This is a genomic window from Mycobacterium sp. NGS16, assembly GCF_059813225.1.
In genome coordinates this window covers 38,853-62,718 of the sequence record NZ_JCALEE010000008.1, presented here as the reverse complement: position 1 = coordinate 62,718, position 23,866 = coordinate 38,853, and the positions used below count along the sequence as shown (strand labels likewise).

Sequence of the window (23,866 nt, the reverse complement as noted above, 5' to 3'; positions counted from 1 at the left end):
CGTAGTGCGGCATGGCGCCGCGAGCCTCAACCGGTGCTGGGCACCTGCCGGTGTTCGCGCAGCGCCTCGATCTCCCGCTCGAAGTCGGCCGCCGACGAGAAGGACCGGTAGACCGAGGCGAATCGCAGGTAGGCCACTTCGTCGAGTTCGCGCAGCGGGCCCAGAATCGCCAAACCCACCTCGTGGCTGGGAATCTCCGGTGAGCCCGCCGCGCGCACCGCGTCTTCGACCTGCTGGGCCAACAGGTTGAGCGCGTCATCGTCGACATGGCGGCCCTGGCAGGCCCGGCGCACCCCGCTGATGACCTTCTCCCGGCTGAACGGCTCGGTGACGCCGCTGCGTTTCACCACGGCCAGCACCGCGGTCTCCACGGTGGAGAAGCGACGACCGCATTCCGGGCAGGACCGGCGGCGGCGAATGGCCTGACCTTCGTCGGTTTCGCGGGAATCCACCACCCGGGAGTCTGGATGGCGACAAAACGGGCAATGCATGGCCGCTCCTTCGCCGTGCCGAGAGCCGGACACCCGCACGCGCTGAGGCGATCCGGACCACTGGGACAACTGTGAGCGTACCTGCGCGGGTGCCGGGCGGCGCGCCGCAGTAGCCGCAGGCCGCGGCCGGCCGGGCATCAACGGTCAGCCGATCGGCGCGATCAGCGGCTGGCCGGCGTCCACCGCCGCCGATTCCAGACTGTTGAGTTCGCGGATCCGGTCGACGACCTGCGCGGTCGGCGCATCGGGCGCGACCCGGGCCGCCAGGCGCTGCAGGCTCTCGCCGCTTTGCACCCGCACCACGCCCAGCCGTTCGGGCACCGCGGGGGCGCCGCCGCCGGCCATCGCCGCACCGAACTGGGCGATGAGCCCCAGCCAGACCGTGATCCCCGCTGCGATCAGCGCCAGCACCACTGTGGTCACCGGAGTGATGGGCTTGACCGGCCGTGGGCGGTGCGCCGTGCGCGACATCAGCACCCCGGCGCCGTGGTGCCGCAGCGGCGCCCCGCCCGGGCGCGACCGGGCGAGGCGCACGGGACGGGTCTGGACCGGGTGGGCGCGGCCGGACGTCCCGGCAACGCGATGCGCCCGGACCCGCTCGGGCCGGGCCGGTTCGAACGTCGGGGCGATCGTGTCGATGAGCATCATGTGCGGTTCTCCCTCACTCGGCGTCGGCGACCGGTATTCGCTCGACTGTTCGAATCATAATCGATTGTATGTTCGATGTCCGAACATGTGATCGATTCGTTGTCGAATAGGCTAGCGGTGCCCACCGACAAGTCTCGGCCGCGTTCGAACGCTCGCGCGACATACCTCGAACACATGTTTGATTAATTGCGGCGATGCGACTACATTCGCCTTCATGAGCGATAGCAGCAAGACGGCGGCCCCGGGACCTGCAGCTGTGCCCGATTCACCGCTGACCGCCCGGCAGCGCACCATCCTCGACGTCATCCGCGCCTCGGTGAACGAGCGGGGCTATCCCCCGAGCATCCGGGAGATCGGGGACGCCGTCGGGCTGACCTCGACTTCCTCGGTCGCCCACCAGCTACGCACACTGGAGCGCAAGGGCTATCTGCGGCGCGACCCCAACCGGCCCCGCGCCGTCGACGTCCGCGGCCCCGAGGAATCGGCCGGGCCCTCAGACGCGGCGCCCCGGACCGACTTCGCCGGTTCCGACGCGCTGCCCGAACCCACCTTCGTCCCGGTGCTCGGCCGGATCGCCGCCGGCGGGCCGATCCTGGCCGAGGAAGCGGTCGAAGATGTCTTCCCCCTCCCCCGCGAACTGGTGGGAGACGGAGAGCTGTTCCTGCTCAAGGTGGTCGGCGAGTCGATGGTCGACGCCGCGATCTGCGATGGCGACTGGGTGGTGGTGCGTCAGCAGAACGTCGCCGACAACGGCGACATCGTCGCCGCGATGATCGACGGGGAAGCCACCGTCAAGACCTTCAAACGGGCCGGCGGTCAGGTGTGGCTGATGCCGCACAATCCTGTTTTCGACCCCATTCCGGGTAACGACGCGGTCGTGCTGGGCAAGGTCGTCACCGTCATCCGCAAGGTCTGAACCGCGGGCCCGTCGGCTATCCGCCGATTCCGACCAGCGAGAAGAACTCCTGCCGGGAGCGGGCATCGGTGCGCAGCGTGCCCAGCAGCGTCGAAGTCACCGTGGTCGAGCCGGTGGCGTGTACCCCACGCAACGTCATGCAGGTGTGCTCGGCGCGGATCACCACCCCGACGGCACGTGGCTGCAGGTGGTCGGTGAGCCAGTCGGCCACCTGTTTGGTGAGACGTTCCTGCACCTGCGGCCGGCACGCGAAGTAGTCGACCACCCGGGCCAGCTTGGACAGGCCGAGGATGCGGTCACCGGGCAGGTAACCGACACAGGCGCTTCCGGTGAACGGCAACAGATGGTGTTCGCAGATCGACCGGAACGGGATGTCACGGACCAGCACCAGCTCGTCGTAATCCTCGTCGTTGGGAAAGGTGGTGGCCTCGAACGGCTTCGGAGTGAACATCTCGGCATAGGCTCGCGCCATCCGGCGGGGGGTGTCCGCAAGCCCCGCCTCGGTGGTGGAGACGCCCAGCGCCTGCAGAAACGCCGCGGCGGCCTGTTCGGCGGCATCGAGGTCCGGCACCGGCCGATCGACCAGCCGCAGGTCCGCGTAGACGGCTACCGACATCGCACTCTCCCCCATCGATTTGTCCGCGTTGGGCCTTAGCGTGGCGGCACGCAACCCTATTTGTCAATATTTTTTGGTGTTACATTGGGACGATGAGCACCCCTCCCCGCGGCGGCCTGGATCCGCTAGCCGGGTTGAGCGCGCTGGACGATCCGGTGCGGCAGCGGCTCTACCAGTACGTCGCCTCGTCGGATGAACCGGTGGCTCGCGAAGACGCCGCGGCCGCGGCGGGCATCAGCCGCACCCTGGCGGCCTACCACCTCGACAAACTGGCTGAGGTGGGGATCTTGGCGGTGAGTTACGCCCGGCCCGCCGGCCGATCCGGGCCCGGCGCCGGGCGCCCGGCCAAACGCTACGCACGCACCCGCGACGAGCTGTCGGTAAGCGTGCCGCCGCGCAACTATCGCTTGCTGGCCGAGCTGCTGGTCACCGCCCTGGTGGCGGATGACGCCGGCACCGTACGCGCGGAGATCTCGGCGGCGGCCCGTCGCGCCGGGCGGGCCGGGGCAACCGGCCAGGGCGTCTTCGAAGCGCTCTGCGAGTGCGGTTACGAGCCGGCGGTCAACGGCGACGGGGACATCGAGCTGCGCAACTGCCCGTTCGAGCAACTGGCACGCCAGTACACCCAAGAAGTGTGCGGGCTCAATCTGCAGCTGATCCAGGGCATGCTGGAAGGCGCCGGCGAGCTGCCGCAGCGCGCGGCGCTGACCCCCTGCGAGCGGCGGTGCTGCGTCACCGTCCGGGCTCCGGTTGGCCGGCACCGATGAACCTGCTGGAGTCGCTGGGATTGAGCGCCCCGGTCATGCAGGCCGGGATGGGCGGCGGTGTGGCCGGAGCGGAGTTGGCCGGCGCGGTCTCGGCGGCCGGCGCGCTGGGCACGGTCGGGCTGAGCGCTCCGCGCCGCTTCGCCGCAGAGCTGCATCGTGCCGTGACGCTGGCTGGCGGCCGGCCGGTCGCGGCCAATCTGCTGGTCCCGTTCGCCCGCCGCGCCCACATCGACGCCTGCATCACGGCCGGTGCCGCCCTGGTGGTGTTCCACGACGGCGCGCCCGCACGCTGGATTGCAGCGCTGCGGACCGCACGAATCCCGGTGCTGTGCACCGCGGGTGACGCCGCGCAGGCCCGCCGGGCGCTGGCCGCCGGCGCGAGCGGACTGGTGGCCCAGGGCGTCGAGGCCGGCGGGCACCTGGTGGCCGACCGGCCACTGGAGGTGACGCTGCCGGAGGTCCTTCAGGCCGCGGACGGCGCACCGGTGCTAGCGGCCGGCGGGGTCGCCGACGCCGACGATGTCCGGGCGCTGCTGGCCGCCGGGGCCGCCGGCGCAGTTGCCGGGACGCGCTTTCTGCTCACCGAGGAGTCGTGTGCACACCCCGGCTACAAGCAGAAGGTGCTGGCCGCCCAACGCACCATCCGCACCATGTTGTTCGGCATGGGCTGGCCACTGGCGCACCGGGTGGTGCCGAACGCGCTCACCGAACGCTGGTGTGCCCGAAGCGAACTCGGCCCGCCGGCGGTGCGGGCATTCAATCGGGCCGGTGCGCCGCTGAGCCGGCTGATGCCGGTGGGCGCCCAGGACGCGATGCTTGCCCTGCAGCGGGTGGCGGTACCGCTGTACACCCCGGCGCTGCCGCTGGCCGGCATGGACCCGGCCGTCGTCGAACGGTCGGCGCTCTACGCCGGAGAGACGATCCATCGCATCCACGACATCATTCCGGCCGCGCAGGCTGTCGCGCGGTTGACGCCGTGAGCTATCAGCAAGGAGGTCACCATGTTCGGCCCCTGTCCGCCTTTCGACGAGGATTCGGCGCGACGTAAGGTCGCTGCCGCCGAGGACGCCTGGAACACCCGGGATCCCGACCGGGTGGCGCTGGCCTACACCGACGACTCGGTATGGCGTAACCGTGACGAGTTCATCACCGGGCGCGCCGAGATCGTGGCCTTCCTGCGACGCAAGTGGGCACGCGAACGCGATTACGCCCTGCGCAAGGAGCTGTGGTGCTACCACGGCAACCGGATCGCGGTGCGCTACCAGTACGAGAGCCGTGACGCCGACGGTCAGTGGTGGCGCAGCTACGGCAACGAACTGTGGGAGTTCGCCGACGACGGCCGGATGAGCCGCCGCGAGTCCAGCATCGACGACGTCGCGATCACCGAAGATCAGCGACGGATCTTCGGGCCGCGCCCGACCGGCGAACGAAACACGTTGCCGCTGCGCTGATCAGCGGGCCTTGGTGAAGCCGTTCAGCCGGGCCGCATCCTCGGTGGCGAACCAGATCTCGGCGAGCGTGTCGTCATACAGGGCGTTCTGCGGCGTGTAGTACAGCCCCGAACCGATGTTCGCCTTGATCGGATAGCCCTCCGGCTGCTGGTAGGGGTCGTCCAGCGGCAGGTGCATCACCGGATGAGCCGACTCCTCGACGCCGTAGCTGCGCTGGCCGGAGCCGAACGTGCGCGACTGCGCCCCAGACCCGAACCCCCGCGATTCCGCGCCGGAAGCCGCGTGGCCCACCGCGTGTCGCCCGGTGCCCAGCTCCTCCTCGCTGACCACCCGGGTCGGCGCGGTGTCCGCCTCGTCTTCGTCGTCGACGTCCTCCCCCGCGTCGGATTCGCCGTAATGCAGCCAGGGTGCATCCGGCATCCCCGGCGTCTCCGCCTCGGGTGCCGCACCGAACGACGAGCCGCCGTAGCGGCTCGGCAGCCGCACCGTGCCTTCGTGATCCTGCTGCTCGTGGTGGGCCCACTGCTCGTCATCGTCGTCGTAGTCGTCGCTGACCGGGGCGGGTACGGCGACCGGTGCGCGCCCGGGCTCCGGCGCCGGACGGCGCCGCTGCCACCACATCGCCGCGCCGGCCAGCGCCCCGAGCACCACGAGCACCGCCACCGGGATGAGCACCCACAACCAGTTCCAGTGCGTCTCCTTGCTGACACCGGGCGCGGTGGACGTGCTGGCGTTGGGCAGGTTCATCCCGGGAATCTGCAGGCCCGACAGCGCCTGCGCCAGCTCGGCCGGTTCGGTGCTGAAGGTGTTGGTGGCCTGGTTCCAAGAGACCGTCCCGCCGGTGAACTTCTGCGAGACCAGGTCGCCGTCGACGGTCTGGTCGCCCACCGGGGCACCCAGCTTTCCCGACGCTCCGTCAAGCTTGTCCCACGCGACCTTCATCGCGCTGCGCACCACGAAGGCGCCGTTGTCCGGGCTGAAGAAGATCACCGGGTCGTCGTCGGCGGCAAAAGCGTTGAACTTGCTGCCGGCGATGGAGCCGTCAGCCGTGCTGGTGATCGGGAAGCCCAGATCGCTGCCGGCCGGCCCACCGAGCGACTCGTACTTGGCCAGCACGTCGCCTTCCAGCGCGTTCGCGCCGGTAGCCGGGGAGAAGTAGACCTTGCCGCGGGCGAAATCCTGGCCTACGCCGTCGCTGCCGATCGGATACTGGTCACCCTGCTTGGCCCCGAGTGCACCCGAGGGGCCGCCGGCGGTGCGCCAGGCCTGGTCGATGGCCGCGGTCGGGTCGAGCTGAACCTGCAGATCGGCCAGCTGCGCCGCCAGCTCCGGCGGCACGGTGGTGAACGTCTTGGTCGCACCGTCGAACGACAGCGCGCCGGCGCTGAACTTCTGGCTCACGACCGCACCGTCGTAGTTCTCGTCCTCGACCGGCACCCCCAGCGGGCCGGTGGAGCTGCCCAGTTTGTCCCAGCCGGCGTTGATCGGGCCGCGCACCACGTGGGCGCCGTGTTCGGGCGTCCAGAAGATCACCGGGTTGTCGGGGCCGGAGAAGATCGCCACCCGGCTACCCGGGACCAGCCCCGGCACCTCGTCGATGTTGGGAAACCCGAGGTCGCCGGTGGCTGCCCCGCCCATCGACTCGTACTTGTCGAGGATCGCGCCGTAGAGCGCCTTGGCGCCGGTTTCGGGGGTGAAGAACATCGTCCCGCCGGCGAAATCCTGGGCGAATCCCACTCCGGCCGGGTGTACGTCGCCCTTGGGCGGTCCCAGGGGTGAACCGTCGCCGCCGGCCGCCTGCCATGCCGCGGTGATGGCGTCGTGGGCGTCACTGTCGGGCGTGGCCGCCGCGGTCTGTACCGACAACAGCACGGTGACCGTCGCCGCGAGGCCGAGCGCCATGCGCACCGCCGTCTTGCCGAACCGATCTTTCCGACTAGTCACCAAGCCCTCCCAGGCACCGCAATCGACCCAAACGTTTCCGGCATAAACTTTCCCGCAATCGGCCCGTATTGCGAAGCGAAGTCATCGATATTGCGGAAACAGATACCCAGCCGATGCCGAATCGATGCGGAAGCGACGTGCCGCAACGCCGCGCCGGATGGCGCTGAACACGCAGCTCAGCGCCTCGGTCGCCGGGAACTAGACGCCCAGGCTGCGACCGATGATCTCCTTCATGATCTCCGTGGTGCCGCCGTAGATGGTCTGCACCCGGGAATCCAGGTAGGCCCGGGCGATCGGGTATTCGCGCATGTAACCGTAGCCGCCGTGCAACTGCAGGCAGCGGTCGATCAGATGGACCTGCTTCTCGGTGGAGTACCACTTGGCCATCGCTGCCTGCTCCACCGTCAGCTGCTTGTCCAGGTGCAGCCGGACGAACTCGTCGACCATCATCCGCACCACGGTGGCCTCGGTCGCCAGCTCCGCCAGCAGGAACCGGCTGTTCTGGAAACTGCCGATCGGCTTGCCGAACGCCTTGCGCTCCCGGGTGTAGGTGATGGTCTGCTCAAGGGTGGCCTCCATCGCCGCGGCGGCCATGATCGCGATCGAGATCCGTTCCTGCGGCAGGTTCTGCATCAGGTAGATGAAGCCCATGCCCTCTTGGCCCAGCAGGTTCTCGACCGGCACGTGCACGTCGGTGAACGACAGTTCGGCAGTGTCCTGGGCGTCCAGGCCGACCTTGTCCAGGTGGCGGCCGCGTTCGAAGCCCGCCATGCCGCGTTCCACCACCAACAGGCTGAATCCCTGCGCGCCCTTGTCGGGGTCGGTCTGGGCCACCACGATCACCAGGTCGGAGTGGATGCCGTTGGTGATGAACGTCTTGGAGCCGTTGAGGACGTAGTGGTCGCCCTCTCTGACCGCCCGGGTCTTGATGCCCTGCAGGTCACTGCCGGTTCCGGGCTCGGTCATCGCGATCGCGGTGATCAGTTCACCGGTGCAGAACTTGGGCAGCCAGCGCTGCTTCTGCTCCTCGTTGCACAGTTCCAGCAGGTAGGGGGCACAGACGTCGTTGTGCAGCCCGAAGCCCAGACCGCTGTAGCGACCGGCGGTGGTCTCCTCGGTGATGATCGTGTTGTAGCGGAAGTCCGGGTTGCCCCCGCCGCCGTACTCCTCGGGCACCGCCATGCCCAGAAAGCCCTGCTTGCCGGCTTCGAGCCAGACGCCGCGGTCGACGATCTTGGCCTTCTCCCACTCCTCGTGGTAGGGCGCGACGTGGCGGTCCAAAAATGCCCGGTAGGACTCCCGGAACAGCTCGTGCTCAGGCTCGAACAGGGTTCGCTGGTACTTGACTGCGGCGCTCATCGCCTGACCTCCGGGATCGACGGAATCTTTCCGACGACAATAGACCAACCGGATGGTTGGGAGGTCCGGCGGTCCGGTCGGCCGCCGCGCCAGCGCCTATTACCGGGCGTCCGCTCCGGTGCGGCGCGGGCCGCCGCGGCGTGCGGGACGCGGGGACGCCCCCACCGCCGCGCCGCGCCGCCGCCGGCCGTTACCCGATCCCCGGCCCTGCGCCTTCGGCGCAGCAGGGCGTACCGGCGCCGCCGCCTTGGGGGCGGGCAGCTCCAGCGGGGCGAGTTCGCCGACGAGGGTCTGCACCGGCATCGAGTCGACACTGACCTGTTGCGGGGCCACGGTGATCCCGGCCCGGCGCAGCAGCACCTGGGTGTCCTTGCGCTGCTCGGGCAACACCACGGTGACCACGTCGCCGGCGCTGCCGGCGCGCGCCGTGCGCCCCGAGCGGTGCAGGTAGGCCTTGTGCTCGGCCGGCGGGTCGACATGGACGACCAGCGCCACCTCGTCGACGTGCACACCGCGGGCAGCGATGTCGGTGGCCACCAGTACCCGAGCCGCTCCGGTGCTGAACGCGGCCAGGTTGCGGTCACGCGCGGGCTGAGACAGGTTGCCGTGCAGGTCGACGGACGGGATCCCGGCCTCGGTCAGTTGTCTGGCCAGCTTGCGGGCCTGATGTTTGGTGCGCATGAACAGGATTCGGCGGCCGGTACCAGATGCCAAGCGGTGCACCACGTCCTTCTTGTCCTGCGCCCCGGCGACGTGAAACACGTGATGGGTCATGGCCGCTGGAGGCGCGTCCCGGCCATCATCGACCGAATGCGACACCGGGTCGTGCAGAAAGCGCCGCACCAGTTTGTCCACCCCGTTGTCCAGCGTCGCCGAGAACAGCAGCCGCTGACCGGTGTCCGGCGTAGCGGCCAGGATCCGGGTGACGCCGGGCAGGAACCCGAGGTCGGCCATGTGGTCGGCTTCGTCGAGCACGGTGATCTGCACCGCGTCCAGACTGAGCAGCCGCTGCTTCATCAGGTCTTCGAGACGCCCGGGGCAGGCCACCACGATGTCGACACCGCCGCGCAGTGCGCTCTCCTGCCGAGACTGCGACACTCCGCCGAAAATGGTGGTGACCTTCAAGCCGTAAGCCGCCGCAAGGGGTTTCACGGTTGCAGCGATCTGGGTGGCCAGCTCGCGGGTGGGCGCGAGCACCAGGCCCGACGGCCGGCTCGGGCCCCGTTTGACCCCGGCCAGCCTGGCTACCAACGGAATTGAGAACGCCAGCGTCTTGCCGCTGCCTGTCTTGCCACGGCCCAACACATCCCGGCCGGCCAGAGCATCGGGCAGGGTGCGGATCTGAATGGGAAACGGCGCGGTGATTGCGTTGTCGGCCAGCGCCGCGACAACGGGTGCGGGCACGCCGAGGTCGGCGAAAGAGGAGGTCATGAGGGCGGTGCCTTTCCGGCATCGGGTGCGCAGCCAGCCGTGACGACGAGGTCGAGCCGTTGGCGGCGCAAAGTGGCGAGATTGCCGGTGGGCAAAATCGATCGCCGCGAGAAGACCTTGTGCTCTGATCGCACCGTTCACCGAGATGTCGGCGGTGAGTAAGCGTTCCACGACGTGCCGGCGTCATGTGATGCCAGCGTTGATCGTCAGCCTAGCGCACCGGCCCGCGCAGCCCGAACGCTTGTGACCGATCACACGCCGGGAGCGACGCTACGACTGGGCGAATTCGGCCAGGCTGGCCGCCAGCGCGGCCGGGACCCGCGCGCGGATCCGGGTACCGCCCTCACTGTGCTCGGTGTGCTGAACTCTGCCCTGCTCGTGCACCCGCGCCACCAAATCGCCACGGCGGTAAGGGATGACCACGTCTACGGCGGTGTCGACCGGCGCCACCAGCTGTGCCATCCGGTGGCGCAGCGCGTCGATACCGTCACCGGTGCGCGCCGAGACGAAGACCGCCTCCGGCAGCGCGCGGCGCAGCTGGGCCAACGCCAGATCCCCGGCGGCGTCGATCTTGTTGACCACCAGCAGTTCCGGTGCCGGTGTACCGTCGCGCTCGGCGATCACCTCGGAGACCACCTGGCGGACCGCGCTGATCTGAGCCAGTGGGGTGGGGTCGGCGCCGTCGACCACATGCACCAGTAGATCGGCGTCGGCGACTTCCTCCAGCGTGGAACGGAACGCCTCCACCAATTGGGTTGGCAGATGCCGCACGAAACCAACGGTGTCGGTCAGCACGAACGGGCGGTCGTCCTCGAAATACCCACGGCGCGTGGTGGGTTCGAGCGTGGCGAACAGCGCGTCTTGAACCAGCACCCCGGCGCCGGTCAGCGCGTTGAGCAGACTGGACTTGCCGGCGTTGGTGTAGCCCACGATCGCCACCGACGGGACGTCGCTGTGCAGGCGGCGGCTGCGTTGGGTGTCGCGCACCTGCTTCATCGCCTTGATCTCGCGGCGCAGCTTGGCCATCCGCTCCCGGATCCGGCGGCGGTCGGTTTCGATTTTGGTCTCGCCGGGGCCGCGCAACCCCACCCCGCCGCCGCTGCCGCCGGCCCGGCCGCCGGCCTGCCGCGACATCGACTCACCCCAGCCGCGCAGCCGCGGCAGCATGTACTGCATCTGCGCCAGCGCCACCTGGGCCTTGCCTTCGGCGCTGGTGGCGTGCTGGGCGAAGATGTCCAGGATCAGCGCGGTGCGGTCGATCACCTTGACTTTGACCGCCTTTTCCAGCGCAGTCAGCTGCGCCGGGGACAGCTCGCCATCGCAGATGACGGTGTCGGCACCGGTGGCCAGCACCACCTCACGCAACTCGACGGCTTTCCCGGAGCCGATATAGGTCGACGGGTCGGGCCGGTCCCGACGCTGGATCAGCCCTTCAAGCACCTCCGAGCCGGCGGTTTCGGCCAGCGCCGCCAGCTCCACCATGCTGGCGTCGGCCTCGGCGGCGCTGCCCTCGGTCCACACGCCGACCAGCACCACCCGCTCCAGGCGCAGTTGGCGGTACTCGACCTCGGAGACGTCGGCGAGTTCGGTGGACAGCCCCGCGACCCGGCGCAGCGCCGAACGGTCGTCGAGGGCGAGCTCACCGGTGCTGGGGATCTCCGGATAGCTCACTGCGCCGCCCACCACGCCGGTGCGATGTCACCGCGCGCCACCAGTTCCGACGGGCCACGCAGGTAGCTGGTGGCCTCGGTGACGGTCACGGCGACCTGGCCACCCGGGATGTCGACGCGCAGGGTGCCGGTCGAGGCGCCGGCGTGAGCCAACGCGGCCACCGCTGCGGCCACCGTGCCGGTGCCGCAGGACCGGGTCTCCCCCACCCCGCGCTCATGCACCCGCATCGCCACCGCGCCGTCACGCGCCGCGGTCACGATCTCCACGTTCACCCCGTCGGGAAACTGGGCGGCGTCGAACGACACCGGGCCGGCGACGTCCAGCGCGGCCAGCTCCGCGACCGACAGTGCCGGATCCACACACGCCAGGTGCGGGTTGCCGACGTCGACACCCAGCCCGGCGAACCGCCGCCCCCCGACCACGGCGTCGAACGCCGGCCCCCCGCTGCCGAGCCGGTTAGGTTTGCCCATGTCGACGGTGACCTCGGCCCGAACGTCGTCTGCGTGGTGCACGGTCACCGGACGCGGCCCGGCCAGCGACCCCACGACGAACGCGTCGGCCGATTCCAGGCCGGCGGCCCGCAGGTAGTGGGCGAACACCCGGACCCCGTTGCCGCACATCTCGGCCACCGATCCGTCAGCGTTGCGGTAGTCCATGAACCAGTCTTCGGCCGCCACCCCTTCGGGCAGCTGGTCGAGCACACCGGCGCTCGCCGCGGCGCCGGCGGTGGTGACCCGCAACAGGCCGTCGGCGCCCAGCCCGCGGCGCCGGTCGCAGACGGCGGCCACCGCGGCAGCCGTCAGATTCAGTTCCGCGCCCAGGTCCGGCAACACAACGAAGTCGTTCTGGGTGCCGTGACCCTTGGCGAAAAGCATGTGCTCAGGATACGTGCCGCCACGCGGCCAGTGCCGCGTCGAGCAGGCCGTCGGCCGCACCGTCCAACCAGGTGATGCGGTGATCGCGGCGGAACCAGGACCGCTGCCGGCGCACGTAGCGGCGGGTACCGATGAAGGTCTGCTCGCGCGCCGCCGCCAGATCGGCCTCGCCGCCGCCCGCATCGAGCGCGGCGATCACCTGGGCGTAGCCCAGCGCCCGGGCCGCGGTGACCCCGTCGCGCAACCCAGCCGCCAGCAGGGTCTGCACCTCGGCTACCAGCCCCTGGGCGAACATGGTCTCGGTGCGAGCGGCCAGCCGTTCATCAAGAACGGCGGTGTCGCAGTCCAATCCGATGATGACGGTGTCCCAGCGCGGATCGCCGATGCTGGGCGCGGAGGCGGCGAACGGGCGACCGGTCAGCTCGACCACCTCCAGCGCCCGCACGATGCGCCGGCCGTCGGTGGGCAGGATCGCCGCCGCGGCGGCCGGGTCGGCCACCGCCAGTTCGGCGTGCAGCGCGGCCACCCCGACGTCGGCCAGCCGCTGCTCGTAGCGGGCCCGCACCGCCGGATCGGTGGCCGGAAAGGACCAGTCGTCGAGCAGGGCCTGCAGGTAGAGCATCGACCCGCCGACGATGATCGGTACCGCGCCACGCCCCGCGATCGCCTCGACGTCGGCGGCCGCGGCCTGCTGGTAGCGGGCCACGGTCGCGGTCGCGGTGACGTCGAGGACGTCGAGCTGGTGGTGCGGGATGCCGCAGCGCTGGCTGGGCGGCAGCTTGGCGGTGCCGATGTCCATGCCGCGGTAGAGCTGCATGGCGTCGGCATTGACGATCTCCGCCGATTTCCCCGATTCGCCCAGCGCTTCGGCGAGCTCCAGCGCGAGCTGCGACTTGCCGGTGCCGGTCGGCCCGACGACCGCGATCGGCCTCACGGCTGCCAGCTCCCGACGAAGTAGCCGACCCCGTAGGGGGCGTCGCGGTAGAGCTGGGTGACCGCGCGCGGCGGGGTCGCCGCCAGCCCCGCCAGCGCCGCGAATGCCGCCCGCCCGACGATCTGCGGCGGCAAGGCGGCCAGTGCGGCGACGTCGCCGCCGGCCAGGGCGTCGTCGAGGGCCCGCTGGAGATCGACGTCGGCCGGGTGATGCCCGCCCGGTGCCGCCGGGGTCAAGGTGGTGGCGCCGTCGGCGAGCACCAGCACCCCGATCGGCTCGGGTGACTGCTCGATCTCGGCGCGCAGCCGACGGCCGGCGGCCAGCGCCGCCGCCGGCTCGGTGTAGGCGTGCACCACGATCGCGGCCTCCGGCCGGAGCCGCCCGCGCACCCACCCGGCGACCAGGGCGCACAGCGGCAGATCGGTGGGCCGGTCGGCGGCCGGTGACAGCCGCACCGGCACGTCGGCGCCGAATCCCGCGAAGCTGCCGGCAGCGTCGGGCCCGAATACTCCGTCGGCTCCGGCACCCACCGCCACCCAGCGCGCCGGCAGCGATTCGGCGGCGGCCAGGGCCGCGGCCCGCAGCTCGGCCGCCTCGGGAGCGCTACCGGCCAGTTCGGGCACCAGCAGCGGCGCCGACGGGATGATCGCTAGTCCGCCCAGCACGGCACCAAAGTTAGTGGCTCGTCGGAGCCGTCACCGGCGCCAGGTCGGCGCCTCCGGCGTCGGCGACGATGGTGGCGGCCTCACCGCGGGCCAGCGCCGCCGTGGAGATGATGATCAGCGCCGCCCCGATGAGCACCGCGACGTCCTCGGCGCCGCCGGCCTGGATGTGCTCGTTGAGCAGCAGCACGCCCAGCGCGGTGGCCACCAGCGGTTTGGCCACGATCATCGTCGGCATCGACGCGGTCAGCGCCCCGGCCCGAAACGCCGACTGTTGGAAGATCATCCCGGCCAGCGTCGCGGCCAGCCACGGCACCAGCGCCGGCGCCCGCAGCACCGCGGCGAAACCGTCGGCCTTGAGCACCTCGACGAGGACCTTGGTCAGCAGCGCGAACACCGCCAGCGAGGTGCCGGCCACCACCGCCAGCAGCACCGCCGCCGCCGGCCGGCCCCGATAGATCCGGGCGGCCAGCGTGCAGCCCACCAGCACCGCGGCCACCACCACCGACGTCACGATCCAGGTGGCCGCCGGCGCATGCTGTTTGCCCTCGGTCGGGTCGCCGACGACCACCACCACCGCCAGCGCCGCGGCCAGCAGCACGGCCCACATCCACTCCCAGTTGCTCACCCGGCGATGGGTCAGCCAGGCGTAGAGCGGCAGGGCGAACAGCAGCGCGGTCACCTGCAGCCCGGTCACCAGCATCACCGAGCCCACCGCCAACGCCACCGCTTGCAGCGCGTAATTGGCCACCGCGGCGGCGCCGCCGCCCCACCAGCGCAGGTCGCGCAGCGACAACCAGAACAGCTGCAGATGCCCGACCTGTTGATCGGTGATCTCCTGGGCGGACCGCTGGCGGATCACGTCGCCGATCGCGGACGCCAGCGCGGCGCACAGCGCGAGCAGCGCCGCGATGACATTCCCTGTGGACATGGTCCCTCCCTACGATCGCGCAAGAATACCGCCGGCCGGGTGGCAACCGGGCGACGCTAGGCCGCCCCGACGGCGGGATCGTCGTCCACGACCGCTTCACCACGCGACAGCACCGCGACCGCGACGACCAGCACCACCAGCGCCACGGTCAGCAAGAACCCGCCGCCCGGGCCGGGCCGTACCACCTCACCGAGCAGCACCACTCCCAGCGCCGCAGCCACTGTCGGCTCCAGCACCGTCATCGTCGGCAAGGAGGCGGTCAGTGCCCCGGCGCGAAACGACGACTGCTGGAACACGGTACCGGCTACCGCGAGCGCCGCCCACGCATACAGCTCCGGCGAGGCGAGCAGCGGTCGCAGCCCGTGGCCGAGCAACTCGACGACGCCCTTGGTCAGCACGGCGACGACGCCCCAGGACATGGCCGACGCCGCCGCGAGCAGCACTGCCTCCACCCGCCCCGTCGCGACGCGTGCTCCGGCCACGCACAGCACCACCGCCGGCCCCAGGGCGGCGATCACCCAGAACCAGGTGTCGAACGAGGCCCGGGCCTGCCCCGCCGTGGGATGACCGACGGTGATGATCACCGTCTCGGCGGCGACCAGCAGCGCCGCCCACACCCAGACCGACCGGCCCAGCCGCCGCCCGGTCTGCCGGGCGCTGATCGGCAGCGCGAACAGCAACGACGTCACCAGCAGCGACTCCACCAGCAGCACCGAACCCAGGCCGAGCGCGACAGCCTGCAGGACGAAACCCGCTGCGGCCACCAGGCTGCCCAGCCACCAGCGCCGGTCGGCCAGCAACCGGGCGAACAGCCCGAGGTGGCCGATCGACTCGTCGGCGACCCGGTGCGCGCTGCGCTGGTGGATCACGTCACTGATCGCGACGAAAAGCGCCGCACCGAGCGCGAGCAAGACGACGACGGTCTCTTTCGCCACTGGCGGCCTCCCCAAGTCGGCGGTCCCGGAGATGACACCGACCGCGATCGCACAGGCTACCCAGCGTCGGCTCTCCTGCGTCGAGCCTCGCTGAACCGCCCGGCCCACACGGCGCTCCCAGCGTCGGCTTTCCTCCGTCGAGCTTCGCTGAACCGCCCGGCCCACACGGCGCTCCCAGCGTCGGCTCTCCTCCGTCGAGCCTCGCTGAACCGCCCGGCCCACACGGCGCTCCCAGCGTCGGCTCTCCTCCGTCGAGCCTCGCTGAACCGCCGAGTTGGCGGTGCAGCATGGCGGGTAACTGCTTGAATACGCTTGGATACTTCTAGGCAGATCGAAGGCGCCGCGGTGCGCGGCAGATGCGCGGGTCTACCGCGAAGGGTGAGGTGACGACAGCGATGACCATCGACAGCGGTTCGTCCGCCCCCGCTCCACGCCCGGGCCCCCGCCCGGGGCCGCGTCCCGGTCCCAAACCGGGCGCCCGGCCTGGCCCGGTGGTCGCCGCCCCGCCGACCGGCGATCCGCACCGCTTCGGACGGGTCGACGCTGACGGCACGGTATGGCTCGTTACCTCGGCCGGCGAGCGACAGATCGGCTCCTGGCAGGCCGGCGACCCCGAGGCCGCGTTCGCGCACTTCGGCCGGCGGTTCGACGATTTGAGCACCGAAATCACCCTGCTCGAGGAGCGCCTGGCCTCGGGAAGCGGCGACGCCCGCAAGATCAAGGCCTCGGCGACCGCGCTGGCCGAGTCATTGCCGACGGCAAATGTGCTCGGCGACATCGATGCCCTGGCGGCCCGCATCGCCGCGGTCAGCGAGCGCGCCGACGCCGTCGCCGCCGCCAACCGGGCGCAGCGGGACGAGCAACGAGCCGCCGCGACCGCCCGCAAGGAGGCGCTGGCCGCCGAGGCCGAGGAGCTGGCCGCGAACTCCACGCAGTGGAAAGTCGCCGGCGATCGGCTGCGAGCCATCCTCGAGGAGTGGCGCACGATCACCGGGCTGGACCGCAAGACCGACGACGCCTTGTGGAAGCGCTACGCGGCGGCCCGGGACGCATTCAACCGGCGACGCGGGTCGCACTTCGCCGACCTCGACCGCGGCCGAGCCGGGGCGCGCGAGGAGAAGGAACGGTTGTGCAAGCGCGCTGAGGAGCTGGCCGGCTCCACCGACTGGGCGGCCACCAGTGCCGCGTTCCGGGAGCTGCTCAACACCTGGAAAGCGGCCGGGCGGGCCAGCAAGGATGTCGATGAGGCGCTGTGGCAGCGGTTCAAGGCCGCCCAAGACACGTTCTTCGGCGCGCGCAACGCCGCCCACGCCGAACGCGACGCCGAGCTGGTAGCCAACGCCACGGCCAAGGAGGCGCTGCTGGCCGAGGCGGAGCGCATCGACCCGGCCAACCAGAATGCCGCGCGCGCTGCGCTGCGGTCGATCGTCACCAAGTGGGACGCCATCGGCAAGGTCCCCCGGGAGCGCGCCGCCGAGCTGGAGCGGCGACTGCGGACAGTGGAGAAGAAGGTGCGGGACGCCGGCGCCGCCGCCGACGCGTCCGGGGTGGACCCGGAGGCCGAGGCCCGCGCCGCCCAATTCCGTACTCGCGCTGAGCAATTCGAACGTCAGGCACAAAAGGCGGAGGCCGCCGGCCGGACGAAGGAGGCCGCCGAGGCCGCCGCCAGCGCCGAGCAGTGGCGGCAGTGGGCCGAGGCCGCCGAACAGGCGCTCAACCGGCGCTGAGCCGGGCATGTTTGGCGCTCGGGTGCGCCGGGCTAACCCCACAGTGACAAGGACCAATCTCACTGGGGGTATTCATGGCCAGCAATATCACTGCAGCACTCGACGTCAAGCGACCGATCCAGACGGTCTACAACCAATGGACCCAGTTCGAGTCGTTCCCGTTGTTCATGGAGGGCGTTGAGCGCATAGAGCAGCGCGACGACACGCACCTGCACTGGACGATCAAGGTCGGGCCCGCGACCCGGGAGTTCGATGCGACGATCACCGAACAGCATCCCGAAGAGCGGGTGGCCTGGCGATCCGACAACGGGCCCCGCCACGGTGGTGTGGTCACCTTCCACAAGATCGACGAGGACACCACCCGGGTGACCACCCAGATGGACATCGACCCGGATGGCGTCGTGGAGAACGTCGCCGACAAGCTGAACATCCTCGACCACCGTGTCCACGCGGACCTCAAGCGGTTCAAGGACTTCATCGAGAACGTGCCCGTGGAGACCGGCGCGTGGCGCGGCGACGTGCCGCGGCGCTGATGGCCCCGGCCGCGCCGGTGTTTCGCTGGGGCGCCGCCGCGCGGGGCCGTCGGCTGTTCCATCCGGCCGGGGTGTTGGCAACCGGCTTTCTCGAGCGGATCGCCCCCGCCGACGAGGGCCTGCCCGTGGCGTCGTCGGCGGTCGTCGCTCGGATCTCCAAAGGCGCGGGCACCCCGGGGGCGTTGCCCGACGCCGTCGGGTTGGCGCTGCGGGTGCCGGCAGCCCGCCACGGCTCCTGGGACATCCTGCTGGTCTCGGCGGGCTCCGGGGTGCTGGGCCGGGCGGTGGGGCTGCGGCCGGTGGCGTCGTGGGCGGGTCTGAGCATGACGACGCTCATGCCGTTGGGCTACCGGGATAGCCTCTGGTGGCTCCGGGCACGGCTGACCACGCCGGTCCCGGGCTTCGGGCTGGCGCTGGGCAGCGTCCGCGATCAGATCGCGAAGGACCGGGTCTGCTTCGAACTCGAGCAGGCCCACGGCACGGCGGGATTTCGCCCGCTGGCCCACCTGGTGCTCACCGGCCTCGATCACGACGAGGACGTGTCGTTCGACCCGATTGTGAACACTGCGCCCGGGGTGTGCCTGCGTCCCCGATGGCTCGCCGACCTGCGGGCCCAGGCCTATCGGGGCAGCCGCGACGGCCGCGACGCGCCGGCGGCTACTCGCCCGGCGGCTGGTCCTCCGGGCGCCTGAGGTCCTCCAGCAGGCCCCGGGCCTGACGCTGGGCGGTGCTGCGGCGGCGCTGCTCTTCGGCGGCCAACTGCAGCGCGGTGCGCGACCACACCAGCCGGGCCCAATGAAACGTCAGGACGATCACCGTGATCCAGGCCAGGATCAGGCCGATCCCGGGACCCGGATGGCCTTGCACCACGGTCTGGCGCGACCACACCGCCAGCAGCCCAGCCACACTGGCCACCGCCGAACCGGCCAGCGCCACCCAGGCCACCGCCCAGCGGCGGGTCAGCAGGGCCAGCATCGAGAACCCAACCCCGAACACCAGCGCCAGCCACATGAACAGCCGCGACGGCAGCGTCACCAGGGCTTCGTCGGCGCCGTTGGTGGCGAACAGCACATCCCAGCCCCGCACCGCTCCGGTGTGCGGCGCCAGAAACGATGCCAGCAACACGAACACGCCGATCGCGACGACCAAACCCCTACCACCGGGGTCGATTTCGCTGGCCACCCGCCGCTCGGCGGCTTCGATATCGGCCCGGTAGGCCTCGAAGTCGCCCTGCGACCCGGGAGTGTCGGCCGGGCCGCTCACCGCGCCGCCCCCGGCATCTTCGGCATGCCCAGCCCCACGCCGGGTGGGGGGCCGGCCGCGATGTCGCCGGCCCGGGTGCGCCGGTGGCTGTGCAGCGGCCCGTCGGCCAGCAGGTGGTGCGGCGCCGCGCCGGTCACCGTCGTGGCCACCACGTCGCCGGGACGTACCTGCGCATCGCCCGGGGCGAAGTGCACCAACCGGCCATCGCGGGCGCGACCGCTCAACCGCGCCGTCTGCGCGTCCTTGCGCCCCTCCCCGACCGCGACGAGCACCTCGACGGTGCGGCCGATCTGCGCGGTGTTCTCTTCCAGGGAGATCCGCTCCTGCAGGTCGATCAGCCGCTCATAGCGTTGTTGGACCACTTCTTTGGGCAGCTGATCCGGCAGCTCGGCGGCCGGAGTGCCAGGACGCTTGGAGTACTGGAAGGTGAAGGCGGCGGCGAAGCGGGCCGCGGCCACCACCTCCAGGGTGTCCTCGAAGTCGCGCTCGGTCTCGCCGGGAAACCCGACGATCAGGTCGGTGGTGATCGCCGCGTCCGGGATCGCCGCGCGGACCCGGTCGAGGATGCCCAGGTAGCGTTCGGCCCGGTAGGAGCGGCGCATCGCCCGCAGCACGGAGTCCGAACCGGATTGCAGCGGCATGTGCAGCGTCGGACACACGTTCGGCGTCTGGGCCATCGCCTCGATGACGTCGTCGGTGAACTCCGCCGGGTGCGGGGAGGTGAACCGGACCCGCTCCAGGCCCTCGATGTCCCCGCAGGCCCGCAACAGCGCTGCGAACGCGCCGCGGTCGCGCGGCAGCGCCGGGTCGGCGAACGAGACCCCGTAGGCGTTGACGTTCTGGCCCAGCAGCGTCACCTCGAGCACGCCTTGATCGGCCAGCGCGGCGACTTCGGCGAGAATGTCCTCGGGGCTGCGGTCCACCTCGCGGCCCCGCAGCGACGGCACGATGCAGAACGTGCAGGTGTTGTTGCAGCCCACGGAGATGGAAACCCAGGCCGCGTAGGCCGATTCCCGCGCAGCCGGCAGCGACGACGGGAACTCCCGCAGCGATTCGACGATCTCGACCTGGGCGCTGCGGTTGTGCCGGGCCCGCTCCAGCAGCACCGGCAGCGAGCCCAGGTTATGGGTGCCGAACACAACGTCGACCCACGGCGCCCGGCTCAGCACGCCGTCCTTGTCTTTCTGGGCCAGGCAGCCCCCCACCGCGATCTGCATGTCCGGGTTGGCACGCTTGTTCGGCGCCAGGTGGCTCAAGTTGCCGTACAGCTTGTTGTCGGCGTTCTCGCGCACCGCGCAGGTGTTGAACACCACCAGGTCCGCGTCGGCACCCGCGGCGGCGCGGCGGTAACCGGCCTGTTCCAACATGCCGGCGATGCGTTCGGAGTCGTGAACATTCATCTGACAGCCGTAGGTACGCACCTCATAGGTGCGCACCTGTTCGGAAATCACCGGCGAACTCACCCGGACTATGGTACGGCGGCCGCCGATGCCCAGATCGATCGGATTGCGAAGACCGGCGGCGCGCTCATCGGTAGGGTCGGGTGCCATGACCAGCGGCGGGCCGCCCATGATCGCCATCCGGGACGTCAACAAATACTTCGGCGGCCTGCATGTGCTCTCCGACATCAATCTCGACGTCGCCCGCGGCGAGGTGGTGGCCATCCTCGGCCCGTCCGGCTCGGGAAAATCCACCTTGTGCCGCACCATCAACCGACTCGAAACCGTCGACTCGGGCAGCATCACCATCGACGGCCAGCCGCTGCCGGCCGAGGGCGCGCCGCTGGCCCGGTTGCGCGCCCAGGTCGGCATGGTGTTCCAGGCGTTCAACCTGTTTCCGCACAAGACCATCCTCGACAACGTCACACTGGCACCGATGAAGGTGCACAAGACCCCGCGGGCGCAGGCCCAGCGCCGGGCAATGGCACTGCTGGAGCGGGTCGGGGTCGCCGACCAGGCCGGTAAACACCCCGCCCAGCTGTCTGGCGGGCAGCAGCAGCGGGTGGCGATCGCCCGCGCGCTGGCGATGAACCCCAAGGTGATGCTGTTCGACGAGCCGACCAGTGCCCTGGACCCGGAGATGATCAGCGAGGTGCTCGCGGTGATGAGCACGCTGGCCGACGACGGCATGACCATGGTGGTGGTGACCCACGAGATGGGTTTCGCCCGCCGCGCCGCCGATCGGGTGGTGTTCATGGCCGACGGCGCGATCGTCGAAGACGCTCCGCCGGCGGAGTTCTTTTCCGACCCGAAGTCCGCCCGGGCCAAGGACTTTCTCGCCCGGGTCCTCGACCACTGATGCGCGTTAGGCGGCTGCTGGGTGTGCTGACACGGCTGGGTGCGGTGTTGGCGGTGGGGTCGTTGGCGGGGGCCTGCACCGCCCACGACAGCGGCAAGATCACCATCGGTGTGAAGTTCGATCAACCCGGGCTGAGCGTCAAAAGACCCGACGGCACGCTCGGCGGGTTCGACGTCGACGTGGCCCGCTACGTCGCGGGCCGGCTGGGTTACCCGCCCGCGCGCATCGCCTGGATCGAAGCGCCATCCGGCCAACGCGAGATGCTGCTGCGCAACGGGCAGGTCGACTACGTGGTGGCCACCTACTCAATCACCGACGCGCGGCGGGCAAAGGTCGACTTCGCCGGCCCCTACCTGCTGGCCGGGCAGTCCCTGCTGGTGCGGGCCGACAACACCGACATCACCGGCACGGCGTCACTGCAGCGTCACAAGAAGCTGTGTTCGGTGTCCGGATCGACTCCAGCCCAACGGATCAAAGACCGCTACCCGGGCGTGCAGCTGCAGCGCTATGACACCTACTCCGCCTGCGTGGAGGCCCTGCGCAACAACGCCATCGACGCGGTGACCACCGATGACGTGATCCTGGCCGGGTATGCCGCCCAAAGCCCCGGGGCTTTCAAGCTGGTCGGCGGACGGTTCTCGGAGGAGAAGTACGGGATCGGGGTGCGCAAGGGCAACGACAGCCTGCGACAGCGGATCAACGACGCACTCGAACAGATGGAACGCGACGGATCCTGGCGCGCGGCGTTCGTCGACAACTTCGGCCCTGCCGGATTCGCGGTGCCCGATCCCCCGCCGATCCAGCGATGATGTTCGCCGAGTATCGCGACCAGATCCTCGCGGCGTTCACCGTCACCGTCGAGTTGGCGGTGTTGTCCGGGGTCGTGGCCCTGTTCCTGGGCACCGGGCTGGCCGCGATGCGGCTGGCTCCGGTTCCGGCGCTGCGGTGGCTCGGCGCCGGTTACGTCCACCTGGTGCGCAACACCCCGCTGACGCTGCTGTTGCTGCTGTGCTCGTTCGGGCTGGCCCAGACACTGGGTGTGACGCTGACCGACCCGCGCTCGCCGACGTCGATCGACGACAGCAATTTTCGGCTCGCGGTGCTCGGACTGAGCGTGTACACCGCGTCGTTCGTGTGCGAGGCGGTGCGTTCCGGCGTCAACACCGTCGGAATCGGGCAGGCCGAGGCCGCCCGGTCACTCGGGCTGAGCTTCGGCCAGAATTTGCGAATTATATTGTTACCCCAGGCGTTTCGGGCAGTGATCATCCCGCTGGGGTCGGTGCTGATCGCATTGACGAAGAACACCACGCTGGCGTCGGCGATCGGGGTAGCCGAAGCCGCGCTGCTGATGAAGTCGATGACCGAGAACACCGCGGCACTGATCGAGGTGGGCGCCATCTTCGCGGCCGGTTTCGTCGTGCTGACCCTGCCGCTAGGTCTGCTGTTCGGGTACCTGGGCCGGCGCTGGGCGGTGACGCGATGAGGTCGGCGGACCGGGCCACGGTGCTGTTCGACGCACCGGGACCGCGCGCCCGCGCCCGTCACCGCGCCATGTCGGTGGTCACGGTGCTGGCCGCGGGACTGCTGGGGTGGGTGGTGTATTCGCGGCTGGCCGCCAAGGGCCAGCTGGCCGCGGAGAAGTGGACGCCGTTTCTCACCGCCGACCTGTGGCGGACCTATGTGCTGCCCGGGGTGGTGGGCACGCTGACCGCGGCGGCCTGGTCGATCGGGCTGGCGCTGATTCTGGGTGTCAGCCTCGGTGTCGGCCGACTGTCGCGGGTGTGGCCGGTCCGCTGGAGCTGCGCGGTGGTGGTGGAGTTCTTCCGGGCGATCCCGGTGCTGATCATGATGATCTTCGCCTACTTCGTCTACGGCGTCCTGGGCGCGTTCCCGCCGCAGCAGATCGCCCTGGCCGCAGTGGTCACCGGCCTGACGCTCTACAACGGCGCGGTCATCGCCGAGATCGTGCGCGCCGGAGTCAACGCCCTGCCCGGCGGGCAATCCGAGGCGGCCGCCGCGCTAGGCCTGAGCTGGGGCCGTTCGATGCGGCTGGTGCTGCTGCCCCAGGCCGTCACCACCATGCTGCCGGTCCTGGTCTCACAACTGGTGGTGGCGCTCAAGGACACCGCGATCGGCTACCAGATCACGTTCGTGGAAATGGTGCGCCAGGGCACGGTGGTCGGCTCCCAGTACAGCAATTACCTGCCCGCGCTGCTGGTGATCGCGGCGCTGATGATCACCGGAAATCTGGCATTGTCAGCCGGCGCCATCGGGTTGGAGCGCCGGCTGCGCCGTTCGCGGCACAACCCGTTGGAGCCGGCAACGATCGAGCCGGAGGGCGCCCCGGGAGCGCAGGTCGTTTAGGCCCTGCGCGGGCGTGGTTGGGCGTCTAGAGTCGGACTCAACAGCTAGCG

At 70.5% G+C, this 23,866-nt stretch carries 25 protein-coding genes; 11 read left to right on the top strand and 14 right to left on the bottom strand.

Annotated features, from left to right (window positions below):
- Positions 1 to 26 precede the first annotated feature (26 nt).
- Together nrdR and AC5Y4Q_RS17275 are read right to left on the bottom strand one after the other, a co-directional pair.
- Entirely contained in the window at positions 27 to 491 is a 465-nt protein-coding gene (nrdR, locus tag AC5Y4Q_RS17280; RefSeq protein WP_064921914.1) for a transcriptional regulator NrdR, read from the bottom strand.
- Between the two features lie 144 nt (positions 492 to 635).
- Complete coding sequence (locus tag AC5Y4Q_RS17275; RefSeq protein ID WP_125224606.1) at positions 636 to 1,139, bottom strand: LysM peptidoglycan-binding domain-containing protein; 504 nt, start codon at positions 1,137 to 1,139, stop codon at positions 636 to 638.
- Positions 1,140 to 1,353: 214 nt separating this feature from the next.
- On the opposite strand from AC5Y4Q_RS17275, the gene lexA reads away from it, so the two are divergent.
- Positions 1,354 to 2,055: a transcriptional repressor LexA gene (gene lexA, locus AC5Y4Q_RS17270; protein ID WP_125224605.1), complete on the top strand. Its 702-nt coding sequence runs from the start codon at positions 1,354 to 1,356 to the stop codon at positions 2,053 to 2,055.
- Between the two features lie 16 nt (positions 2,056 to 2,071).
- Here lexA and folE read toward each other — a convergent pair whose 3' ends face one another.
- Positions 2,072 to 2,671 (bottom strand): GTP cyclohydrolase I FolE, encoded by a 600-nt coding sequence (gene folE / locus AC5Y4Q_RS17265; protein WP_064921911.1) that lies wholly within the window; start codon positions 2,669 to 2,671, stop codon positions 2,072 to 2,074.
- Positions 2,672 to 2,763: 92 nt separating this feature from the next.
- Between folE and AC5Y4Q_RS17260 the strand changes: the two genes are divergently transcribed.
- Genes AC5Y4Q_RS17260 through AC5Y4Q_RS17250 form a run of 3 tightly spaced genes read left to right on the top strand, consistent with a single transcriptional unit; the run spans position 2,764 to position 4,889 of the window.
- Positions 2,764 to 3,438, top strand: a complete 675-nt coding sequence (locus AC5Y4Q_RS17260; protein ID WP_125224604.1) for a helix-turn-helix transcriptional regulator — start codon at positions 2,764 to 2,766, stop codon at positions 3,436 to 3,438.
- Complete coding sequence (locus tag AC5Y4Q_RS17255) at positions 3,435 to 4,418, top strand: NAD(P)H-dependent flavin oxidoreductase (RefSeq protein ID WP_125224603.1); 984 nt, start codon at positions 3,435 to 3,437, stop codon at positions 4,416 to 4,418. Before AC5Y4Q_RS17260 ends, AC5Y4Q_RS17255 begins: the two co-directional genes overlap by 4 nt.
- A gap of 21 nt (positions 4,419 to 4,439) precedes the next feature.
- A complete protein-coding gene (locus AC5Y4Q_RS17250; RefSeq protein ID WP_125224602.1) occupies positions 4,440 to 4,889 on the top strand; it encodes a nuclear transport factor 2 family protein in 450 nt (149 codons plus the stop codon).
- Here AC5Y4Q_RS17250 and AC5Y4Q_RS17245 read toward each other — a convergent pair whose 3' ends face one another.
- From AC5Y4Q_RS17245 to AC5Y4Q_RS17205, 9 genes are all read right to left on the bottom strand, one after another.
- Positions 4,890 to 6,791 carry a sunset domain-containing protein gene (locus AC5Y4Q_RS17245; RefSeq protein ID WP_064921907.1) on the bottom strand — a complete coding sequence of 634 codons (1,902 nt, stop codon included), beginning with the start codon at positions 6,789 to 6,791 and terminating at the stop codon, positions 4,890 to 4,892.
- Between the two features lie 240 nt (positions 6,792 to 7,031).
- Positions 7,032 to 8,192: an acyl-CoA dehydrogenase family protein gene (locus AC5Y4Q_RS17240; RefSeq protein WP_064921906.1), complete on the bottom strand. Its 1,161-nt coding sequence runs from the start codon at positions 8,190 to 8,192 to the stop codon at positions 7,032 to 7,034.
- Positions 8,193 to 8,291: 99 nt separating this feature from the next.
- Positions 8,292 to 9,623 (bottom strand): DEAD/DEAH box helicase, encoded by a 1,332-nt coding sequence (locus AC5Y4Q_RS17235; protein WP_064921905.1) that lies wholly within the window; start codon positions 9,621 to 9,623, stop codon positions 8,292 to 8,294.
- A gap of 270 nt (positions 9,624 to 9,893) precedes the next feature.
- Complete coding sequence (hflX, locus tag AC5Y4Q_RS17230; RefSeq protein ID WP_064921920.1) at positions 9,894 to 11,294, bottom strand: GTPase HflX; 1,401 nt, start codon at positions 11,292 to 11,294, stop codon at positions 9,894 to 9,896.
- Positions 11,291 to 12,169, bottom strand: coding sequence for a diaminopimelate epimerase (gene dapF / locus AC5Y4Q_RS17225; protein WP_064921904.1), 879 nt, complete (start codon positions 12,167 to 12,169; stop codon positions 11,291 to 11,293). Before dapF ends, hflX begins: the two co-directional genes overlap by 4 nt.
- A 4-nt stretch (positions 12,170 to 12,173) precedes the next feature.
- Positions 12,174 to 13,103: a tRNA (adenosine(37)-N6)-dimethylallyltransferase MiaA gene (miaA, locus tag AC5Y4Q_RS17220; protein ID WP_064921903.1), complete on the bottom strand. Its 930-nt coding sequence runs from the start codon at positions 13,101 to 13,103 to the stop codon at positions 12,174 to 12,176.
- Positions 13,100 to 13,768, bottom strand: coding sequence for a class III extradiol ring-cleavage dioxygenase family protein (locus AC5Y4Q_RS17215; protein WP_064921902.1), 669 nt, complete (start codon positions 13,766 to 13,768; stop codon positions 13,100 to 13,102). The genes miaA and AC5Y4Q_RS17215 overlap by 4 nt, the downstream gene beginning before the upstream one ends.
- A gap of 10 nt (positions 13,769 to 13,778) precedes the next feature.
- Positions 13,779 to 14,696 (bottom strand): DMT family transporter, encoded by a 918-nt coding sequence (locus AC5Y4Q_RS17210; protein WP_064921901.1) that lies wholly within the window; start codon positions 14,694 to 14,696, stop codon positions 13,779 to 13,781.
- 56 nt (positions 14,697 to 14,752) lie between these two features.
- Positions 14,753 to 15,631 carry a DMT family transporter gene (locus AC5Y4Q_RS17205; RefSeq protein ID WP_064921900.1) on the bottom strand — a complete coding sequence of 293 codons (879 nt, stop codon included), beginning with the start codon at positions 15,629 to 15,631 and terminating at the stop codon, positions 14,753 to 14,755.
- Between the two features lie 395 nt (positions 15,632 to 16,026).
- Between AC5Y4Q_RS17205 and AC5Y4Q_RS17200 the strand changes: the two genes are divergently transcribed.
- From AC5Y4Q_RS17200 to AC5Y4Q_RS17190, 3 genes are all read left to right on the top strand, one after another.
- Complete coding sequence (locus AC5Y4Q_RS17200; protein WP_082952626.1) at positions 16,027 to 17,358, top strand: DUF349 domain-containing protein; 1,332 nt, start codon at positions 16,027 to 16,029, stop codon at positions 17,356 to 17,358.
- Positions 17,359 to 17,432: 74 nt separating this feature from the next.
- On the top strand, positions 17,433 to 17,891 hold the full coding sequence (locus AC5Y4Q_RS17195; protein WP_064921898.1) for an SRPBCC family protein: 459 nt from the start codon (positions 17,433 to 17,435) through the stop codon (positions 17,889 to 17,891).
- A complete protein-coding gene (locus AC5Y4Q_RS17190; RefSeq protein ID WP_064921919.1) occupies positions 17,891 to 18,583 on the top strand; it encodes a hypothetical protein in 693 nt (230 codons plus the stop codon). Before AC5Y4Q_RS17195 ends, AC5Y4Q_RS17190 begins: the two co-directional genes overlap by 1 nt.
- Here AC5Y4Q_RS17190 and AC5Y4Q_RS17185 read toward each other — a convergent pair.
- Positions 18,549 to 19,154 (bottom strand): Rv2732c family membrane protein, encoded by a 606-nt coding sequence (locus tag AC5Y4Q_RS17185; protein WP_064921897.1) that lies wholly within the window; start codon positions 19,152 to 19,154, stop codon positions 18,549 to 18,551. The genes AC5Y4Q_RS17190 and AC5Y4Q_RS17185 overlap by 35 nt on opposite strands.
- Positions 19,151 to 20,650 carry a tRNA (N6-isopentenyl adenosine(37)-C2)-methylthiotransferase MiaB gene (miaB, locus tag AC5Y4Q_RS17180; RefSeq protein WP_109535669.1) on the bottom strand — a complete coding sequence of 500 codons (1,500 nt, stop codon included), beginning with the start codon at positions 20,648 to 20,650 and terminating at the stop codon, positions 19,151 to 19,153. The genes AC5Y4Q_RS17185 and miaB overlap by 4 nt, the downstream gene beginning before the upstream one ends.
- Positions 20,651 to 20,702: 52 nt before the next feature.
- On the opposite strand from miaB, the gene AC5Y4Q_RS17175 reads away from it, so the two are divergent.
- Genes AC5Y4Q_RS17175 through AC5Y4Q_RS17160 form a run of 4 tightly spaced genes read left to right on the top strand, consistent with a single transcriptional unit; the run spans position 20,703 to position 23,816 of the window.
- Complete coding sequence (locus AC5Y4Q_RS17175; RefSeq protein ID WP_064921896.1) at positions 20,703 to 21,452, top strand: amino acid ABC transporter ATP-binding protein; 750 nt, start codon at positions 20,703 to 20,705, stop codon at positions 21,450 to 21,452.
- On the top strand, positions 21,452 to 22,261 hold the full coding sequence (locus AC5Y4Q_RS17170; protein WP_064921895.1) for a glutamate ABC transporter substrate-binding protein: 810 nt from the start codon (positions 21,452 to 21,454) through the stop codon (positions 22,259 to 22,261). Before AC5Y4Q_RS17175 ends, AC5Y4Q_RS17170 begins: the two co-directional genes overlap by 1 nt.
- The gene (locus AC5Y4Q_RS17165) at positions 22,258 to 22,935 is read left to right on the top strand and encodes an amino acid ABC transporter permease (RefSeq protein ID WP_064921894.1); all 678 of its coding nucleotides are present in this window, start codon (positions 22,258 to 22,260) and stop codon (positions 22,933 to 22,935) included. The genes AC5Y4Q_RS17170 and AC5Y4Q_RS17165 overlap by 4 nt, the downstream gene beginning before the upstream one ends.
- Positions 22,932 to 23,816 carry an amino acid ABC transporter permease gene (locus tag AC5Y4Q_RS17160; protein ID WP_064921893.1) on the top strand — a complete coding sequence of 295 codons (885 nt, stop codon included), beginning with the start codon at positions 22,932 to 22,934 and terminating at the stop codon, positions 23,814 to 23,816. The genes AC5Y4Q_RS17165 and AC5Y4Q_RS17160 overlap by 4 nt, the downstream gene beginning before the upstream one ends.
- Positions 23,817 to 23,866: the final 50 nt, after the last annotated feature.

Excerpts from the sequence above, each read along its gene's own strand:
- AC5Y4Q_RS17210 (WP_064921901.1), bottom strand. The coding sequence starts at position 14,696 with ATGTCCACAGGGAATGTCATCGCGGCGCTGCTCGCGCTGTGCGCCGCG.
- nrdR (WP_064921914.1), bottom strand. The coding sequence starts at position 491 with ATGCATTGCCCGTTTTGTCGCCATCCAGACTCCCGGGTGGTGGATTCC.
- AC5Y4Q_RS17170 (WP_064921895.1), top strand. The coding sequence starts at position 21,452 with ATGCGCGTTAGGCGGCTGCTGGGTGTGCTGACACGGCTGGGTGCGGTG.
- AC5Y4Q_RS17255 (WP_125224603.1), top strand. The coding sequence starts at position 3,435 with ATGAACCTGCTGGAGTCGCTGGGATTGAGCGCCCCGGTCATGCAGGCC.
- AC5Y4Q_RS17175 (WP_064921896.1), top strand. The coding sequence starts at position 20,703 with ATGACCAGCGGCGGGCCGCCCATGATCGCCATCCGGGACGTCAACAAA.
- AC5Y4Q_RS17245 (WP_064921907.1), bottom strand. The coding sequence starts at position 6,791 with ATGGCGCTCGGCCTCGCGGCGACGGTCACCGTGCTGTTGTCGGTACAG.
- AC5Y4Q_RS17195 (WP_064921898.1), top strand. The coding sequence starts at position 17,433 with ATGGCCAGCAATATCACTGCAGCACTCGACGTCAAGCGACCGATCCAG.
- AC5Y4Q_RS17160 (WP_064921893.1), top strand. The coding sequence starts at position 22,932 with ATGAGGTCGGCGGACCGGGCCACGGTGCTGTTCGACGCACCGGGACCG.
- AC5Y4Q_RS17250 (WP_125224602.1), top strand. The coding sequence starts at position 4,440 with ATGTTCGGCCCCTGTCCGCCTTTCGACGAGGATTCGGCGCGACGTAAG.
- AC5Y4Q_RS17275 (WP_125224606.1), bottom strand. The coding sequence starts at position 1,139 with ATGATGCTCATCGACACGATCGCCCCGACGTTCGAACCGGCCCGGCCC.
- AC5Y4Q_RS17165 (WP_064921894.1), top strand. The coding sequence starts at position 22,258 with ATGATGTTCGCCGAGTATCGCGACCAGATCCTCGCGGCGTTCACCGTC.
- AC5Y4Q_RS17240 (WP_064921906.1), bottom strand. The coding sequence starts at position 8,192 with ATGAGCGCCGCAGTCAAGTACCAGCGAACCCTGTTCGAGCCTGAGCAC.
- lexA (WP_125224605.1), top strand. The coding sequence starts at position 1,354 with ATGAGCGATAGCAGCAAGACGGCGGCCCCGGGACCTGCAGCTGTGCCC.
- AC5Y4Q_RS17190 (WP_064921919.1), top strand. The coding sequence starts at position 17,891 with ATGGCCCCGGCCGCGCCGGTGTTTCGCTGGGGCGCCGCCGCGCGGGGC.
- AC5Y4Q_RS17200 (WP_082952626.1), top strand. The coding sequence starts at position 16,027 with ATGACCATCGACAGCGGTTCGTCCGCCCCCGCTCCACGCCCGGGCCCC.
- dapF (WP_064921904.1), bottom strand. The coding sequence starts at position 12,169 with ATGCTTTTCGCCAAGGGTCACGGCACCCAGAACGACTTCGTTGTGTTG.
- AC5Y4Q_RS17260 (WP_125224604.1), top strand. The coding sequence starts at position 2,764 with ATGAGCACCCCTCCCCGCGGCGGCCTGGATCCGCTAGCCGGGTTGAGC.
- AC5Y4Q_RS17235 (WP_064921905.1), bottom strand. The coding sequence starts at position 9,623 with ATGACCTCCTCTTTCGCCGACCTCGGCGTGCCCGCACCCGTTGTCGCG.
- folE (WP_064921911.1), bottom strand. The coding sequence starts at position 2,671 with ATGTCGGTAGCCGTCTACGCGGACCTGCGGCTGGTCGATCGGCCGGTG.